This window comes from Kitasatospora sp. NBC_00458 (assembly GCF_036013975.1).
Classification (GTDB): Bacteria; Actinomycetota; Actinomycetes; order Streptomycetales; family Streptomycetaceae; genus Kitasatospora.
Window position 1 is genome coordinate 4,774,234 of record NZ_CP107904.1, and the last position, 17,647, is coordinate 4,791,880.

Genomic DNA, 17,647 nt, shown 5'->3' on the forward strand with positions numbered 1-17,647 from the left:
CTTCCTCCGCAGCTCCCGGCGGTCCGGAGCCGGAGGTGGCTCGAACGTGTGGGCGGGGGCTTGACCTCCTCGCCGCTTTGGCCGATGACTGGGGTGTGGAACTCATCGGGCTTCGTGGCGAGGCGGTTGGGGCCGCGGCGGCGGTCGATCGCTGATGGCTGTCGTGCTGCTGACGGGACTGCTGGTGTCGGTGCTCTTCGTCGGGGTGGTGGCGCAGATCATCGCGAGCCGTCAGCCGCGGGAACGCCGCTCCGCCGGAGGGGACTTGGTCCCGGGCCGCTCCTCCGTCAACAGCGAGAAGTAGGCGTTGCGCGGCCGGGCCCGGTGGCGCGGGTCCTGGCGGGGGCGGGCGGGGCCGGAGCCGGGGCCGGTGCCGGTCCGACCGGTGAAGTAGCCGTCTTTCAGGGCGTGTTGATCCCGACCGGTCCGGCGGCCAGCCGCTCCTCAAGGCGTGCCCGCGCGCCCGGCCATTCCTCCCGCAGCATCGAGAAGTACGCGCTGTCCCGCCAGACCCCCGAGTGCCGGCGCTTGTCGCGGCGGTGGATGCCCTCGAAGCTCGCGCCGAGGCGCAGGATCGCGTTGCGCGAGCGGTCGTTGAGCGCGTCCGTCTTCCAGAACACCCGCCCCATGCCCAGCTCCTCGAACGCGTACGTGAGCAGCATCAGCTTGGACTCGGTGTTGAGGCCGGTCCGCCAGACCGAGCGGGCGTTCCAGGTGCCGCCGATCTCGACCAGCTCGTCCTCGGCGTGGAAGTCGTAGAAGCCGGTGATGCCGACGGCCCGCCCCGAGGCGAGGTCGACGGCGGCGAACTTCACGGCCGTCCCGGCGGCGACCTCGGCGAGGCGGACGTCGAGGATCGCGCCCAGCTCCTCCTCGGTGGTCGGGGCGGCGAACGGGATCCAGCGCCAGACGTCCGGGTCCTGGCCGATGGAGGCCCACAGCTCGGGGAGGTGGTGGCGGCCGAGCGGTTCCAGGCGGACGTGGCGGCCGGTGAGCGTGACGGGGGCGGGGAGCTTCGCAGTCATGATCGAGAAGGTAGCGCGCGAATGCACTAGATGCAATGCATCATTGCGCTAGTGCAAAGGCGTGAGGGCGGAGAAAGGCCCTGCGGACCGCGATGGTCCGCAGGGCCCTCCTCCGCTCGTCGGCCGCCGCGGTCGACGCCGGGGCCGACGGCAGGGGATCAGATGAACGAGTTGATCTGGATCGTCTCGTACCGGCCCGGGCCGACGCCGATGGCGGAGATCGGGGCGCCGGACATCTCCTCCAGCGCCTTCACGTACGCCTGGGCGTTCTTCGGCAGGTCGCCGAAGGTCTTCGCGCCGCTGATGTCCTCGGTCCAGCCCGGCAGCGTCTCGTAGATCGGCTTGGCGTGGTGGAAGTCCGACTGGTTGTACGGGAGCTCCTCGACCCGCTTCCCGTCGATCTCGTACGCGACGCAGACCGGGATCTGCTCCCAGCCGGTCAGCACGTCGAGCTTGGTGAGGAAGAAGTCGGTGAGGCCGTTGACCCGGGTCGCGTAGCGCGCGATGACCGCGTCGAACCAGCCGCAGCGGCGGTCGCGGCCGGTGGTCACACCGCGCTCGCCGCCGATCCGGCGCAGGGCCTCGCCGTCGGCGTCCAGCAGCTCGGTCGGGAACGGGCCCGAGCCGACGCGGGTGGTGTACGCCTTCAGGATGCCGATGACCCGGTCGATCTTGGTGGGGCCGATGCCGGCGCCGGTGCAGGCGCCGCCCGCGGTCGGGTTCGACGAGGTCACGAAGGGGTACGTGCCGTGGTCGACGTCGAGCAGGGTGCCCTGGCCGCCCTCCAGCAGGACGACCTTGTTCGCCTTCAGCGCCTCGTCGAGCACCAGGGTGGTGTCGGCCAGGAAGGGCTTGATCTTGTCCGCGTAGCCGAGGTACTCCTCCAGCACCAGCTCGGCCGGGATGGCGCGGCGGTTGTAGAGCTTGACCAGCAGCTGGTTCTTGTCGTGCAGCGCGGCTTCGATCTTCTGCTGCAGGATCGACTCGTCGAAGAGGTCCTGGACCCGGATGCCCACGCGGTTGATCTTGTCCGCGTAGGTCGGGCCGATGCCGCGGCCGGTGGTGCCGATCCGGCGCTTGCCGAGGAAGCGCTCGGTGACCTTGTCCAGGGTCCGGTGGTACGGCGTGATCAGGTGGGCGTTGCCCGAGATCAGCAGCTTGGAGGTGTCGATGCCGCGCTCGTTCAGGCCGCTGAGCTCGGAGAGCAGCACGCCCGGGTCGATCACGACGCCGTTGCCGATCACCGGCGTCACGTTCGGGCTGAGGATGCCGGAAGGGAGCAGGTGCAGGGCATACTTCTGGTCGCCGATGACCACCGTGTGACCGGCGTTGTTGCCGCCCTGGTAGCGGACGACGTAGTCGACGGAGCCGCCGAGGAGGTCGGTCGCCTTCCCCTTGCCCTCGTCTCCCCACTGAGCGCCAACGAGCACGAGTGCCGGCACAGGCGTACACCCCTTCCGGTTGGGGCATCCTGCGTAGGCCGCAGTCTGCCCCGAGATAGACGAAGCCCCTGGCGCAATAGCGCAAGGGGCTCTTGCACCGAGAGATTACCTGAGGAAGGACCGGTTGTGTCGTCCCTGTCCACGCCTGCAACCGGCGGCCCCGAGCCGCTTCTGCTGCTCCTCGACCCGGCGGCCCGGCAGACCGACGGCGAGTCGGTGCGGATCGCGAAGGACGTTCTCTCCGGCGGGGCGGACGTCAAGGTGGCGTACCCGGAGAGTCCGTCCGAGCTCGACCGGGTGCTTTCGCACCGGGGGCGGAGGCGACCGGTGGTGATCGGTTCCGACCTGGCCCTGCAGCGGGTGCTCCAGGCGCTGCACCGCCAGCGTGAGCTGGGTTCGGACGCGGTGGGGGTGGTCCCGGTGGGCCGGCCGGACGAGCTGTCGGCGTCCCGGGCGCTGGGCGTCCCGGGGGCCCCGGTGGCGGCGGCGCGGGCGGTGCTGTCGGGGGTGCCGCGGAAGCTCGACCTGCTGGTGGACGACGGGGGCGGGGTGGCGCTCGGCGGGGTGCGGATCCCGGGGGGAGGGACGCGTCGGCCGGTCGGCCGTTCGAGCGGTTGGCGTTCGCTATGGGCGAAACTGGCTGCGGCCGAGCAGGGGACCGTACTCACCGCCGCCGAGGCCCGGGGCGAGGGCAGGGGCGAGACCAGGGGCGAGCACGGCTCCCGGCTCCGGGTCGAGGCGGACGGCCGGCTGCTCGTGGACGTCCACCGCCCGGTCCGGGCCGTCCAGGTGACGCTGCCCGCCGGCGAGGCGCTCGGCGAGGGCGTGCTGGAGGTCGTGGTCCGCACGCCCGGCGCCCTGCTGCGGGCCCGGGCGGCCAGCGTCTCGGTGGTCGGGCGCGGGTTCGGCTACGAGGCGGACGGTCACCCGGTCGGCCCGGTCCGGGCGCGCACCTGGACCGTCCACCCCGGCTGCTGGGGCCTGCTGCTGCCCGCTGCGTAGTCGCCGCGGAGCGCAGCGCTACCCCCGGGGCGCCGGGCGCCCCGGGAAGCCCCGGGTGAGCAGGCTCACGTTGGGCGAACGGCGGCCGAACGCGGGGCGAAGGGCCGTCCGTGCACGGAATTCGCCAACGGGCGCGAACCGCAAGGCCAACCGCGTGCGCGGGGAATGCGGGGCGGCCGAAATCCACAACGGGTAAGGGGTTTTGTCTACGCGCGTTACCGTCCGACCGACCGACAATCCCGCCCGCCCGGGTTCCGGAAGCCTGTGCCAACTGCCCTAGACTCGAAGGCGTGCCACGTGGTGACGGAAGACTCAACCACGATCTTCTTCCCGGTGAGAAAGGCCCCCAGGACGCTTGCGGCGTCTTCGGTGTCTGGGCTCCCGGCGAGGAGGTCGCCAAGCTCACGTTCTTCGGCCTTTACGCCCTGCAGCACCGCGGTCAGGAATCCGCGGGCATCGCAGTGAGCAATGGCTCCCAGATTCTCGTCTTCAAGGACATGGGACTCGTCTCCCAGGTCTTCGACGAGGCCTCCCTGGGGTCGTTGCACGGGCATATCGCCGTCGGACACGCCCGCTACTCGACCACCGGTTCCTCGGTCTGGGAGAACGCCCAGCCGACCTTCCGGGCGACCGTCCACGGTTCGCTGGCCCTCGGGCACAACGGAAACCTGGTGAACACCGCCGAACTGGCGGCCATGGTCGCCGAACTCCCCGGTGAGGAGCACGTCTCCCGCTCCGGGCGGTCGGCCGCGACCAACGACACCGACCTGGTGACCGCGCTGCTCGCCGGCCACCCGGACCTCTCCATCGAGGAGACGGCCAAGCTCGTCCTGCCCAAGGTCAAGGGCGCCTTCTCGCTCGTCTTCATGGACGAGCACACGCTCTACGCCGCCCGCGACCCGCAGGGCATCCGCCCGCTGGTGCTGGGCCGGCTGGAGCGCGGCTGGGTGGTCGCCTCCGAGACGGCGGCGCTGGACATCTGCGGCGCCTCCTTCATCCGCGAGGTCGAGCCGGGCGAGCTCATCGCCATCGACGAGAACGGCATGCGCACCTCGCGGTTCGCCGAGGCCAGGCCCAAGGGCTGCGTCTTCGAGTACGTCTACCTGGCGCGCCCGGACACCTCCATCGCCGGCCGCAACGTGCACCTCTCCCGCGTGGAGATGGGCCGCAGGCTGGCCGCCGAGGCCCCGGCCGACGCCGACCTGGTGATAGCGACGCCCGAGTCCGGCACCCCCGCCGCGATCGGCTACGCCGAGGCCAGCGGCATCCCCTACGGCTCCGGCCTGGTGAAGAACGCCTACGTGGGCCGCACCTTCATCCAGCCCAGCCAGACCATCCGCCAGCTCGGCATCCGGCTCAAGCTGAACCCGCTGCGCGAGGTCATCCAGGGCAAGCGCCTGGTCGTGGTCGACGACTCGATCGTCCGCGGCAACACCCAGCGCGCCCTGGTCAAGATGCTCCGCGAGGCGGGCGCCGCCGAGGTCCACATCCGGATCTCGTCGCCGCCGGTCAAGTGGCCGTGCTTCTTCGGCATCGACTTCGCCACCCGCGCGGAGCTGATCGCGAACGGCATGACCATCGAGGAGATCGGCCGCACCCTCGGCGCGGACTCGCTCTCCTACATCTCGATCGACGGCATGATCGAGGCCACCAAGCAGCCGAAGGACCGGCTCTGCCGGGCCTGCTTCGACGGCGAGTACCCGATGGAGCTGCCGGACCCGGCGCTGCTCGGCAAGCTCCTGCTGGAGGCCGAGATCAAGGGCGGCCAGCAGCAGCCGGCGGTCCGCGGCAAGCCGACCAGCGGCAGCGACCTGGACGGCGTCCAGTCGCTGCTCGGCGGAGCGGGCGCGGCCGACGCGCTGCGCCGCCCGTAACGACCCGTGTGGGGTCCCGGCTCCCCGGGGCCCCACCGCTGTTCCAACCCCCACTGACCCGAAAGGGCCGCACCGCAGTGACCACGAACCAGAACGGCGCCACCTACGCCGCCGCCGGCGTCGACATCGAGGCGGGCGACCGCGCCGTCGAGCTCATGAAGCAGTGGGTGAAGAAGGCGAGCCGCCCCGAGGTGGTCGGCGGCCTCGGCGGCTTCGCCGGACTCTTCGACGCGTCCGCCTTCAAGCGCTACGAGCGGCCCCTGCTGGCCTCGGCCACCGACGGCGTGGGCACCAAGGTGGCGATCGCCGCCGCCATGGACAAGCACGACACGATCGGCCACGACCTGGTCGGCATGGTCGTCGACGACCTGGTGGTCTGCGGGGCCGAGCCGCTCTTCATGACCGACTACATCTGCGTCGGCAAGGTCGTCCCGGAGCGGGTCGCGGCGATCGTCAAGGGCATCGCCGAGGGCTGCGCCCTGGCCGGCTGCGCCCTGGTCGGCGGCGAGACCGCCGAGCACCCGGGCCTGCTCGGGCCGGACGAGTACGACGTCGCGGGCGCCGGTACCGGTGTGGTCGAGGCGGACGCGCTGCTGGGCGCCGAGCGCGTCCGGGCCGGCGACGTGGTGATCGCGATGGCCGCCTCCGGCCTGCACTCCAACGGCTACTCGCTGGTCCGCCACGTGCTGCTGAACGAGGCCGGCTGGAAGCTCGACCGCAAGGTCGAGGAGTTCGGCCGGACGCTCGGCGAGGAGCTGCTGGAGCCGACCCGGATCTACTCGCTGGACTGCCTGGCGCTGACCCGGGCCACCGAGGTCCACGCCTTCTCGCACGTCACCGGCGGCGGCCTGGCGGCCAACCTGGCCCGGGTCATCCCGGACGGCCTGCACGCCCGCCTGGACCGCGGCACCTGGACCCCGCTGCCGGTCTTCCAGACCGTCGCCCGGGTCGGCAAGGTGGCCACCCTGGAGATCGAGAAGACGCTCAACATGGGCATCGGCATGGTCGCGGTCGTCCCGCCGCACTCGGTCGACGTGGTGCTGTCGATCCTGGAGGACCGCGGCGTCGAGTCCTGGCTGCTGGGCGACATCGTCGAGCGGGCCGACGGGCACGACGGCGGCGCGGCGCTGTACAACGCGTACGAGGGCTTCACCGCGGGCTGACCGCGGACGCAGGAGGGGCCCCGTCGGCAGTGCGCCGGCGGGGCCCTTCCGCGTCCGCCGGGCGGCGCGGGACGGTCCTCAGGGCGCGGGGCGCACCGGACGGCGGGGTCGCGCGGGGGAGGGCGCCGCACGCGGGGGCGTGGTCGCGCGCGAGGGGCGCGGCCGTGCGCGGGAACGCCGAAGGACCGGCCCGGTGCACTGGGCACCGAGGCCGGTCCGGTCAGACTGGGAGACTACGCGCGACGGCGGGCCTGGGAGGGCCCGGTACCCGACTCGGTGTCGTCGTCCTCGCCGTCATCGGCGTAACGAGCCGCGTACTCCGCGTAGGGGTCGTCGTCCTCGTCCTCTTCGATCGGCTCCGGCTCGATCGGGGAGGTGGAGGGCGATACGCCCAGCTCGCTGGAGAGACGATTGGCGTCGAACCCGCCGCTGTTGTACTTCAGCTCGCGGGCGACCTTCGTCTGCTTGGCCTTGGCCCGGCCGCGCCCCATGGGTCGACCCCCTCAACGATGGGGCTCACGGCCCCGAGTCTGACACGTGTTCATGATCAAGAGCGGCCTGCCCGAATGGGGAGAACCGTCCCTTGGAGCATTAACGGTACCTGTTTCTGCCGCTGGACGGTACGTCGTCGGTGTGACGTGGCGCGCACCTGCCGCACCCGCGACCAGGTCGTCCCAGGTCAGGGGAGGTTTTGCGGCTTTCTGCACGCTGTCCGGAGGTGTCTCAGGTCCGTTGTTCCCGCATCGATTATCCCCCCAAGGGGGACGTTGGATCACCCGATCGGGCGCAGAAGTGAGAATCCGGTTCCACATTGTGATGCGCGGGGGGCGGAAGTGGACGCCCCCCGCGCATCACGGGTCCTCCCGGCGGGGCCGGGGCGGGATCAGCCCCGGCGGGCCCCCGGCAGCAGCACCGAGCGGAGCGCACTGATCTCGCGCATCCGCTTCTCGGCCAGGCGGTCGGCGGCGACGGCCGGCGGCACGCCGTCGGAGGCGGCCCGGGTGAAGATCTCCAGGGTGGTGTCGAAGATCTTCGTCGCCTTGTTCTTGGCGCGCTCGAAGTTGAAGCCCTCGATCTCGTCGGCGACCTGGATGACGCCGCCGGAGTTCACCAGGTAGTCCGGGGCGTAGAGGATGCCGCGGTCGGCGAGGTCCTTCTCGACGCCCGGGTGGGCCAGCTGGTTGTTGGCGGCGCCGCAGACCACGACGGTGCCGTACTCGCCCAGCGCGGCCACCGAGTCGTCGGTGAGGGCGCCGCCGAGGGCGCAGGGGGCGTAGACGTCCAGCTTGGCCTGGAGCAGCGCGGCGGTGTCGGCGACGACCTCCACCTCCGGGTGGGCGGCGCGCACGCGGTTCACGGCCGTCTCCGAGACGTCGGTGACGACGACCGTGGCGCCGTCCGCGACGAGGTGGCCGACCAGGTAGTGGCCGACCTTGCCGACGCCCGCGACGCCGACCCGCTTGCCGCGCAGGGTCGGCTGGCCCCAGCGGGCCTGGGCCGAGGCGCGCATGCCCTGGAAGACGCCGAACGCGGTCAGGATGGAGGAGTCGCCGGCGCCGCCGTTCTCGGGCGAGCGGCCGGTCACGAACTCGGTCTCGCGCGCGACGACGTCCATGTCCTGGACGTAGGTGCCGACGTCGCAGGCGGTGATGTAGCGGCCGCGCAGCGACTCGACGAAGCGGCCGTAGGCGCGGAGCATCGCCTCGTTCTTGTCCTTGTTCGGGTCGCCGATGATGACGGCCTTGCCGCCGCCGAGGTCGAGCCCGGCCAGCGCGTTCTTGTAGGACATGCCGCGCGACAGGTTGAGGGCGTCCTCCAGTGCCGCCTCCTCGGAGGCGTACGGGAAGAAGCGGGTGCCGCCGAGGGCGGGGCCCAGGGCGGTGGAGTGGACGGCGATGATCGCCTTGAGTCCGGAGGAGCGGTCGTGGCAGAGCACGACCTGCTCGTGGCCGTCGCCGTTGGCGCCGTCCTGGGGGGTGCCGAAGATCCTGCCGAGCACGCCGGGTGCGGAGTGCGTGGTGGATGCGGTCTGTACGTCGGTCACTGTGGTGACTCCAGTAGTTCCGAGGCCCGCTGCTGTGGTGCGGGCGCCTAGGGCGAAGCGTAGTCGCGGGGGAGCCGCCGGTCCGTCCCCTTGCCGAAGCTCGGGCCGGTTGTCCGAAGGGTGAGACGGGCAGGCCGGGACGCTGCGCGGACCGTCCGCGGACCCGGTCCGCGGACGACGCGGGAGTGCGTCCGCGAACCGCGCCCTCCCGGACGGCGGGGGCGCGTGGGAGCATGCAGGACGTGACCGTCGTACGCACCTCCGTGCTGCCGCCCTACGCCGCGCACCTGCGGGTCTACGAACCGCTGGCCGCGTACCCGGAGCCCGAGCGGGCGCACTGGCAGGCCTACGCGGCGGAGCACGGGCCGGACGCGGCGGAGGCCGGGGGGTCGGTGGCGGCCGCGGTGCTGGAGGAGCAGCGCTCGGCGCTGGCCGGGGTGGTCGGCCGGACGCCCCGGGCGCTGCCGGAGCGGGAGAGCGGGCGGGCCTTCGTCCGGGCCGTGGACGGGGTCCTGTACGTCTGTCCGTGGGCGACCAGGCTGCGGAGCTGGCAGGCGCTGGAGGAGCTGCGGGCGGGGGCTCCGGTGGCCCTGGTGGACACCGCGCTGCCGCCGGCGGCCCGGGAGGCGGCGGAGGCGGACCGGGAGCGCTGGCGGGCCGAGCACCCGGACGCGCGGCCGTGGATCCTCACCAGCCGCTGGGAGGTGCCGGTGCGCTGGTTCCTGCCGTTCGGGGAGGAGGACCGCTGCTTCGTCCCCGCAGGAGTGGGGGAGGGGGAATCGGGGGAACGGAACGGGGGAGAAGGGGTTCGGGGGGAGAAGGCGTCGTTGTTCTACCTGACGCCGATGGCGCAGGCGCGCCGGCGGGTGGCCCGGGCGTACCGGGCGCTGCGCGAGGCGGTGCCGGAGGGGGAGCTGGTGCGGGGCGCGGAACAGGTGGGGCGGTGGCTGGAGGAGTTCCACCCGCGGTCGCTGGTGGAGCTGGACTACGGGGGGCTGGTGCACCTGCTGGGGCCGGAGCGGCTGTCGGCGGACCGTTCGGCGGGGGAGCTGGAGGACGGGCTGCGGGCACTGCGGGCCGGGGACACCGCGGAGGCGCTGCGGGCGTACGAGGAGCTGACGGTGCGCTGGCGGCGGGTGCTGGCGCTGCGGTACGCGAACTAGCGGTGCGCGCCCGGCTGAGGGGCTGTCACCACGGGTCCGGGCGGGCGTCGGTGGTACTTGTAAGACTGTAAGAGTCCTACGGCCCGTCCTGCATGACCAAGGTCCCGGTTCGGGTCAATACCTGTCGAACGTGACACTACTCACCGTTGACGCGAACTTACCCCTATGTGCAAAAATGGGACAACCAGCCCAACTTCACGTGAGCGTGCCCACTTTTGGGTGGTTCTGGAGTCGATGCGCGCTTTGCGGGGAAACGGGGGATCTGGTCCCCTCGTAACCGAATGTCACTATTAGGTGACTGCCCGTTATGGGGTGGTCCATCGCCATCCGTCAGCCTTGAACCCGTGAGGGGTCAATTTTGGCGGTTTGGTCGATAGGGCTGGACGGATGGTGTAGTTGTAGACACCAGGACAAGCCGTTCGTCCTATTACCGACTCGGCCCGTCTATGCCATTTCGGGCATCGCGGGCCAAGGTGCAGAATTTGAAGGATAGAACCGCCCTGGTTCGGTTCTCCCGAGGAGGCCGCTCATGACCGCTCGTACCCCTGATGCCGAGCCCCTGCTGACGCCGGCAGAGGTCGCCACCATGTTCCGCGTGGACCCGAAGACCGTGACGCGCTGGGCCAAGGCCGGCAAGCTCACGTCCATTCGCACGCTCGGCGGTCACCGCCGCTATCGCGAGGCGGAGGTGCGCGCCCTGCTGGCCGGTATTCCGGCTCAGCGCACCGAGGCCTGACCGGCCGAAGGCGCAAGGCTCTCGAAAGGGGCCGCTTACCGGACTCCGCCGGGTCCGGTAAGCGGCCCCTTTCTTTGTTTCTACACGCCTGTCGTTGTGGCGCACCCCGGCCGGAATGTTGAACTCCGGATAACGATCTGAGGTGGATGGGGTGGGGGGGATTTACTGTTAATGACAGTACAATTTTACATATTAAATTAGTGCCCTCTTGGCAGGGTGTTCGAACGGTCGGTTCCCGGAAGGGGTGGGTGACGACCGTCACACGCACGGTCACTTGTGGTCTAGACCTAGACCGGGGTAAAGGGGGCGTCAGGCCAAACGCAAGAGGCCCGGAACCAAACGGTTCCGGGCCTCTCGACTACGGCGATCCCGACGGGACTTGAACCCGCGACCTCCACCTTGACAGGGTGGCGAGCTAACCAACTGCTCCACGGGACCAGAGTGTTCTGATCTCGTTCACTCGCTTTGCTGCGCTGCGAACAAGACAGATCGTAGCCCATGGTGGGCCCCCAGGTCGAACTGGCTCCTGGGGGCCCCGGCCCGCTGAGCTGGGGCGGGCTCAGAGTGACGCCCGGGCGGCCTCCATCGCCTTCATGATCCGCTTCTCGGAGACCGGTGACGGCGTGCCCAGCGACTGGGCGAAGAAGCTGACCCGCAGCTCCTCGATCATCCAGCGGATCGCCCGCACCTCCTCGGAGGGCTGCTGCCCGGCCGGTACGGCCGCCAGGAGCTCCCCGTAGGCCCGCTGCACCTGCTGGACCTTCAGCAGCTGCAGGGAGTCCCGCTGCGGGTGGTTGGGCAGCGCCTCCAGCCGGCGGTCCACCGCGAGCAGGTACCGCTTGAGGTCCGGCAGCCGCTGCCAGCCGGTCGCCGTGACGAAGCCCGGGTGCACCAGCGAGGCCAGGTGCAGCCGGACGTCGTTCACCGCGTTCAGCAGCACCGGGCTGCTCACCGACTTCAGCCGGGTCGACGCCTTGTGGAAGGCGATCAGCGCGGTGGCCGTCTTCAGCGTGGTGTCCGCCGACAGGTCGTACAGGTCGGCCCGGACCTTGTCGTGCAGCGCGGTGAACGCCGCCTCGTCCCAGGCCGGCCCGCCGGCCCGGGCCATCAGCCGGTCGGCCGCGCAGGCCACCACGTCCTCGAACATCGCCGGGATCGACCCGTGCGGGTTGTACGACAGCGCCAGCTTCGCCTGGTTGCCCAGCCGGCCCTGGATCGCCTTGGCGGGCGAGGTGGTGGTCAGCATCAGCAGCCGCCGGGTGCCCGCCCACATCGCCTGCGCCTGCGCCTGCGGGGTGTCGAACAGCTTGACGCCGACCGTGTCCCCCTCGTCCACCAGCGCCGGGTAGGCGCGCAGCGAATGGCCCCGGGAACGCTGCTCGAAGGTGCGCTGGAGCACCGGCAGGGCGGCCGGCCAGGCGGTCAGCCCGGACTGCTCGATGCCCTGCCCGGAGGCCGCCGAGGAGAGCGTCTCCTTCAGCTTCGGCTTCAGGCTCAGCCGCAGCTCCTCCAGGTCCTTGGACTCGGCGAGCTTCTTGCGGCCGTCCACCACCCTGAAGGTCACCTTGAGGTGGTCCGGGACGCGCTCCTCGTCCCAGGCCTCCGGCGGGACGGTGATCGCCGTCATCCGCTTGAGCACGTGCTCCAGGGTCGGCAGCAGCGGCTCCTGGCGGTCCTTCAGCTCGCGCAGCGCCGCCCTGGCGAAGTCGGGGGCCGGGACGAAGTTGCGCCGGACCGCCTTGGGCAGGGACTTGATCCAGGCGGTGAGCAGCTCCTCGCGCAGGCCCGGGATCTGCCAGTCGAAGCCCTCCGCGGTGACCTGGTTGAGCACCGGCAGCGGGATGTGGACGGTCACGCCGTCCGCGTCGCTGCCCGGCTCGAACTGGTAGGTCAGCTTGAAGCGGAGCTTCCCCTGCTGCCAGTAGTCCGGGTAGTCGTCCTCGGTGACGCCGTCCGCGGCGTCGTTGATCAGCATCGACTTCTCGAAGCTCAGCAGGTCCGGCTGGTCGTGCCGGGTCTTCTTCCACCAGGAGTCGAAGTGCCGGGTGGAGACGATCCCGTCGGGGAGCCGGCTGTCGTAGAAGTCGAACAGGGTCTGGTCGTCGACCATGATGTCCCGGCGGCGGGCCCGGTTCTCCAGCTCCTCGACCTCGCTGAGCAGCTTCCGGTTCTCCGCGAAGAACCGGTGGTGGGTCTCCCAGTCGCCCTCGACCAGCGCGTTGCGGATGAACAGCTCGCGGCAGAGCTCCGGATCGATCCGGCCGTAGTTGACCTTCCGCTGGGCCACCACCGGCACCCCGTAGAGGGTGACCCGCTCGTACGCCAGCACCGCGCCGGACTTCTTCTCCCAGTGCGGCTCGCTGTAGTTGCGCTTCACCAGGTGGCCGGCCAGCGGCTCCACCCACTCCGGCTCGATCTTGGCGTTGATCCGCGCCCAGAGCCGGGAGGTCTCCACCAGCTCGGCGGACATCACCCAGCGCGGCGGCTTCTTGAACAGGCCCGAGCCGGGGAAGACCGCGAACCGGGCGCCGCGGGCGCCGCCGTACTCGCGCTTCTCCACGTCGAACAGGCCGATGTGGGAGAGCAGGCCGGCCAGCAGCGACTGGTGGATCCGGTCGGCGTCCGGCTCGGCGTCCTCGTGCGGCTCCTCGATCGTGACGCCGAGCTGCTTGGCGACCGTGCGCAGCTGGGAGTAGATGTCCTGCCACTCCCGTATCCGCAGGTAGTTGAGGAACTCGGCCTTGCACATCCGGCGGAACGCCGAGGAGGACAGCTCCCGCTGCTGCTCGCGCACGTACCGCCACATGGCGAGGAAGGCGAGGAAGTCGGAGGTCTCGGAGTTGAACCGGCGGTGCCGTTCGTCGGCCGCCTGGCGCTTCTCGGCGGGCCGCTCGCGCGGGTCCTGGATGGAGAGCGCGGCGGCGATCACCATGACGTCGCGGACGCAGCCGTTGCGGTCCGCCTCCAGGACCATCCGGGCCATCCGCGGGTCCACCGGGAGCTGGGCCAGCTTGCGGCCGAGCGGGGTGAGCCGCTTGCGGACGTCCTTCTCCTCCGGGTCGAGCGCGCCCAGCTCGTGCAGGAGGCTGACGCCGTCCTTGATGTTGCGCGAGTCCGGCGGGTCGAGGAACGGGAAGGCGGCGATGTCGCCGAGTCCCGCGGCGGTCATCTGGAGGATGACCGAGGCCAGGTTGGTGCGCAGGATCTCGGCGTCGGTGAACTCGGGCCGGGAGAGGAAGTCCTCCTCCGAGTAGAGCCGGATGCAGATGCCGTCCGAGGTCCGGCCGCAGCGGCCCTTGCGCTGGTTGGCGCTGGCCTGGCTGACCGCCTCGATCGGGAGGCGCTGGACCTTGGTGCGGTGGCTGTAGCGCGAGATCCGGGCGGTGCCCGGGTCGATCACGTACTTGATGCCCGGGACGGTGAGGCTGGTCTCGGCGACGTTGGTGGCCAGCACGATCCGGCGGGAGCCGGACCGCTGGAAGACCTTGTGCTGCTCGGCCGAGCTCAGCCGGGCGTAGAGCGGGAGGATCTCGGTGGACCTCAGCTTCAGCTTGCCGAGCGCGTCGGCGGTGTCGCGGATCTCCCGCTCGCCGGAGAGGAAGACCAGGATGTCGCCCGGGCCCTCGGCCTGCAGCTCCTGGGCGGCCTCGCAGATCGCCTGGATCTGGTCGCGGTCGCGGTCCACCTCGTCGGCGTCGCCGTCGTCGGCCTCGTCGGTGACCGGGCGGTAGCGGACCTCGACCGGGTAGGTGCGGCCGGAGACCTCGACGATCGGGGCCTCGCCGAAGTGCCGGGCGAACCGCTCCGGGTCGATGGTCGCCGAGGTGATGATCACCTTGAGGTCGGGGCGGCGGGGCAGCAGCTGCTTGAGGTAGCCGAGCAGGAAGTCGATGTTGAGGCTGCGCTCGTGCGCCTCGTCGATGATCAGAGTGTCGTACTGGCGCAGCTCGCGGTCGGTCTGGATCTCCGCCAGCAGGATGCCGTCGGTCATCAGCTTGACCAGGGTGTCCGGCCCGACCTGGTCGGTGAACCGGACCTTCCAGCCCACCGCCTCGCCCAGCGGGCTGTGCAGCTCCTCGGCGACCCGCTCGGCCACCGTGCGGGCGGCGATCCGGCGGGGCTGGGTGTGGCCGATCAGGCCCCGCACCCCGCGGCCCAGCTCCAGGCAGATCTTCGGGATCTGGGTGGTCTTCCCGGAGCCGGTCTCACCCGCCACGATCACCACCTGGTGGTCGCGGACGGCTTCGAGGATCTCGTCCTTCTTCTGGCTGACCGGCAGCTCGGCGGGGTACTCGATCACGGGCACGGCGGCCCGGCGGCGCTCGACGACCAGCTCGGCGCGCTCGATGTCGCCGGCGATCTCGGTGGCGATCTGGCGACGGGCCTCGGGCTTGCGGACCTTGCGGGCGCCTTCCAGCCGGCGGCCGATCCGTACCTGGTCGCGCAGGGTCAGCTCGGGCAGGCGCGCGGCCAGCTCGCCGATCCCGGGACCCTGGTCCTCGGTGGACGCGTCGGCGGACTGGACTGCGGGAGAACTCACGGCGGGCATCCCTCTAGGTTCGCAAGGAGATGCGGCGGAGCGCACCTCGGTTTTCGAGCGCCTCCAGTGTCACAGGGGACGGCGGTCCGCTGCCAACGGCGGCCCGGTGGCGGCACCGGGCGCGCGGCGGGCGGGTACTCCGGGGCCGGGGACCGGGCCGGGCCAGGGGGGAGCGGCCGGGGGGCGGCCGGGGGGCGGGGGAGCGGCCGGGGAACGGCGGCGGGCCCCGTCCGGACGGTCCGGACGGGGCCCGCGGTGCGGCGGTGCGTGCGTGCGCGGGGCAGGGGCGGCGGTCAGTCCTGCGCGATGAAGTCGCCGACCAGCCGGACCCACTCGGCGGGCTTCTCGTAGACCACCACGTGGCCGCTCTCGATCTCGGCGTAGCTGCTGCCGGTGATCCCCTCGGCCAGCTCCCGGGTCAGCTCGACCGGGACGGTGGCGTCCTTGGTGCAGCCGATCACCAGGGTGCGGGCGGTGATCCGGGGCAGCAGGTCGCGGATGTCGGCGCGCAGGTTGAGGTCGATGTGGCGCAGCGCGCCGTCGGTGGGCTGGTTGCCCTTGATGATGCCCTCGACGGCCTCCGCGGGGAGGCTGTTGAGGTGGTCGCGGCTGAACGCGGTCAGGGTGCCGAACCGGCCGAAGGCGTCGCTGTCGGCCCGGGTGCCGAGCCAGGTGGCCATGTGGTTGCGCAGGTAGGCGTCGTCCGGGCGGGTCCAGCCGGCCGTCAGCACCAGGCTGCGCACCAGGTCGGGCCGGGTGGCGGCGACGGCGGCGGCGACCACGGAGCCGAGCGAGAAGCCGACCAGGTCGACCGGGCCGTTGCCGGCCTCCTCGATCACACCGATGATCTGCTCGGCGAGCAGCTCGACGGTCAGCTCGCCGCCGTCGTCCTCGGTGTCGCCGCAGCCGGCGTAGTCCGGCAGGACGACGGTGCGGGAGCCGGTGAAGTCGGCGGCGAGGTGGCCGAAGGTGCCCGCGGCGCCGAAGCCGGTGCCGTGCACGAAGACCAGGCCCGGGCCGGAGCCGTCCACCTGGTAGGAGACGCGGGCGCTGGGAGTGGAGGCGATGGGCATGGTGGCGGTTCTCCTCGGAGTGTCGGGGTCGCGGTGGGACGGACGTCCGTCTGGGACGGACGTGTGAACGGGACGGGCGTGCGGGTGGGACGGACGTCCGTGTCGGACGGACGTGCCGGCCGGGCCGGTCAGGCCAGGCTCTCGGCGGGGGTCTCGGCGGCGGCCACCGGGCGCGGGGCGCGTTCGAAGCCGAACGCGACCAGGACCAGGACGACGATCCCGCCGGTGGCGACCAGGACGGCGGTGCGCAGGCCGTCGGTCGTGGCCGAGCGGAACGCCTCCCCGGTCAGTCCGGAGGTGCCGGAGTTGGCGATCGCCACCAGGACGCCCAGGCCGACCGCGCTGCCGACCTGCTGGCCGGTGGAGACGATGCCGGAGGCGATGCCCTGTTCGTAGGGGTGCACCCCGGTCGCGGAGGCCGAGAACATCGTGGTGAAGATGACGCCCTGGCAGAGGCTGAGCACGACCAGGCCGGGCAGCAGCGAGACGTACGAGCCGTCCGGTTCCATCGCCAGGGCCATCACGGCGGTGCCGAGCGCGCCGAGGACGAAGGAGGCGGCCAGGGTGGTGCGGGCGCCGAACCGGGTGGCCAGCCGGCCGCCCAGCATCGAGCCGAGGAAGCCGCAGGCCATCGGGATCAGGAAGGCCACGCCGGTGCGCAGCGCGCTGTACTCGTGCACGGTCTGGAAGTAGACGGTCAGGAAGTACAGCAGGGTGCCGAAGGAGGCCATGAAGAGGAAGGTGGTGACCACGCCGGTGGAGAGGTTGCGGTTGCGGAAGAGCCGCAGCGGCATCAGCGGGTCGGCGGTGCGGGCCTCGATCGCCAGGAAGGCGGCGACCAGGGCGAGGCCCAGGACGGCGGTGGTCAGCACCAGCGGCGAGGTCCAGCCGGAGGCGGGTGCCTGGACCAGCGTGAAGACCACCAGGGTGGCGCCGGCGGTGGCGGTCAGTGCGCCGGGCAGGTCGAAGGAGCGGCCCTGCTCGCGCGGCCCGTCGGCGCGGATCAGCCGCGGGGCGAGCAGCGCGGCGCCGCCGGCGAGCGGCACGTTGACGTAGAAGACCGCCTCCCAGCCGAAGGCCGAGGTCAGCACGCCGCCGGCCAGCGAGCCGATGATCATGCCGCTGGCGCCGGCCGCCGCCCAGACCGAGAGCGCCCGGTTGCGCTCGCGGCCCTCGGCGAAGCTGGTGACCACCAGGGCGAGGGTGGCGGGGAAGAGGAAGGCGCCGCCGAGCCCCTGGAGGGCGCGGGCCGCGACCAGCAGGCCCTGGGCGGTGGCCAGTCCGCCGATCAGCGAGGAGCCGGCGTACAGCAGCAGGCCGAGGACGAACATCCGGCGGCGTCCGAACAGGTCGGAGGCGCGGCCGCCGAAGAGCAGGAACCCGCCGAAGGCCACCGCGTAGGCGCTGACCACCCACTGCAGGTTCTGGGCGGAGAAGCCGAGGCCGTCGCCGATCTCGGGGAGTGCCACGTAGACGATGTTGTAGTCGATCGACACGATCAACTGGGCGAACGCCAGCAGGGCCAGGAGGAGACCCGAGTGACGCGGCCCGGACGCCTGCTCGGCGCCGGCGGACGGGGGCATGG

Annotated in this window: 13 protein-coding genes and 1 tRNA gene; 6 read left to right on the forward strand and 8 right to left on the reverse strand. The window is 71.5% G+C overall.

All coding sequences use genetic code 11. The features are described 5' to 3' along the window. Positions 1-154: 154 nt before the first annotated feature. Positions 155-304 (forward strand): hypothetical protein, encoded by a 150-nt coding sequence (locus OG550_RS19690; protein ID WP_327679349.1) that lies wholly within the window; start codon positions 155-157, stop codon positions 302-304. A 97-nt stretch (positions 305-401) separates the two neighbouring features. On the opposite strand, the gene OG550_RS19695 is transcribed toward OG550_RS19690, so the two are convergent. Together OG550_RS19695 and OG550_RS19700 are read right to left on the reverse strand one after the other, a co-directional pair. Next, complete coding sequence (locus OG550_RS19695) at positions 402-1,025, reverse strand: GNAT family N-acetyltransferase (protein ID WP_327679351.1); 624 nt, start codon at positions 1,023-1,025, stop codon at positions 402-404. A gap of 158 nt (positions 1,026-1,183) precedes the next feature. Next, positions 1,184-2,467: an adenylosuccinate synthase gene (locus OG550_RS19700; RefSeq protein ID WP_327679353.1), complete on the reverse strand. Its 1,284-nt coding sequence runs from the start codon at positions 2,465-2,467 to the stop codon at positions 1,184-1,186. A 126-nt stretch (positions 2,468-2,593) separates the two neighbouring features. Here OG550_RS19700 and OG550_RS19705 point away from each other — a divergent pair, with 126 nt between their 5' ends. The 3 genes from OG550_RS19705 (at position 2,594) to purM (ending at position 6,506) form a co-directional block, all read left to right on the forward strand. Further along, positions 2,594-3,469, forward strand: coding sequence for a diacylglycerol kinase (locus OG550_RS19705; RefSeq protein WP_327679355.1), 876 nt, complete (start codon positions 2,594-2,596; stop codon positions 3,467-3,469). Between the two features lie 290 nt (positions 3,470-3,759). Then, positions 3,760-5,343, forward strand: coding sequence for an amidophosphoribosyltransferase (gene purF, locus OG550_RS19710; RefSeq protein ID WP_327679357.1), 1,584 nt, complete (start codon positions 3,760-3,762; stop codon positions 5,341-5,343). A 77-nt stretch (positions 5,344-5,420) separates the two neighbouring features. After that, positions 5,421-6,506, forward strand: coding sequence for a phosphoribosylformylglycinamidine cyclo-ligase (purM, locus tag OG550_RS19715; RefSeq protein ID WP_327679359.1), 1,086 nt, complete (start codon positions 5,421-5,423; stop codon positions 6,504-6,506). 233 nt (positions 6,507-6,739) lie between these two features. On the opposite strand, the gene OG550_RS19720 is transcribed toward purM, so the two are convergent. Beyond that, the gene (locus tag OG550_RS19720; RefSeq protein ID WP_327679361.1) at positions 6,740-6,997 is read right to left on the reverse strand and encodes a DUF3073 domain-containing protein; all 258 of its coding nucleotides are present in this window, start codon (positions 6,995-6,997) and stop codon (positions 6,740-6,742) included. 392 nt (positions 6,998-7,389) lie between these two features. Beyond that, positions 7,390-8,550 carry a Glu/Leu/Phe/Val dehydrogenase dimerization domain-containing protein gene (locus OG550_RS19725; protein WP_442906030.1) on the reverse strand — a complete coding sequence of 387 codons (1,161 nt, stop codon included), beginning with the start codon at positions 8,548-8,550 and terminating at the stop codon, positions 7,390-7,392. 233 nt (positions 8,551-8,783) lie between these two features. On the opposite strand from OG550_RS19725, the gene OG550_RS19730 reads away from it, so the two are divergent. Beyond that, positions 8,784-9,713, forward strand: coding sequence for a hypothetical protein (locus OG550_RS19730; protein WP_327679363.1), 930 nt, complete (start codon positions 8,784-8,786; stop codon positions 9,711-9,713). Positions 9,714-10,242: 529 nt separating this feature from the next. Next, the gene (gene bldC / locus OG550_RS19735; RefSeq protein ID WP_014137253.1) at positions 10,243-10,449 is read left to right on the forward strand and encodes a developmental transcriptional regulator BldC; all 207 of its coding nucleotides are present in this window, start codon (positions 10,243-10,245) and stop codon (positions 10,447-10,449) included. A 364-nt stretch (positions 10,450-10,813) separates the two neighbouring features. Here the strand turns inward: bldC and OG550_RS19740 are convergent. From OG550_RS19740 to OG550_RS19755, 4 genes are all read right to left on the reverse strand, one after another. Next, a tRNA-Asp gene (locus OG550_RS19740) sits at positions 10,814-10,887 on the reverse strand. Between the two features lie 121 nt (positions 10,888-11,008). Next, positions 11,009-14,998, reverse strand: a complete 3,990-nt coding sequence (gene hrpA, locus OG550_RS19745) for an ATP-dependent RNA helicase HrpA (protein WP_442906031.1) — start codon at positions 14,996-14,998, stop codon at positions 11,009-11,011. Positions 14,999-15,282: 284 nt separating this feature from the next. Next, positions 15,283-16,062, reverse strand: a complete 780-nt coding sequence (locus OG550_RS19750; RefSeq protein ID WP_327679366.1) for an alpha/beta fold hydrolase — start codon at positions 16,060-16,062, stop codon at positions 15,283-15,285. 128 nt (positions 16,063-16,190) lie between these two features. After that, entirely contained in the window at positions 16,191-17,645 is a 1,455-nt protein-coding gene (locus tag OG550_RS19755; protein ID WP_327679368.1) for an MFS transporter, read from the reverse strand. Positions 17,646-17,647: the final 2 nt, after the last annotated feature.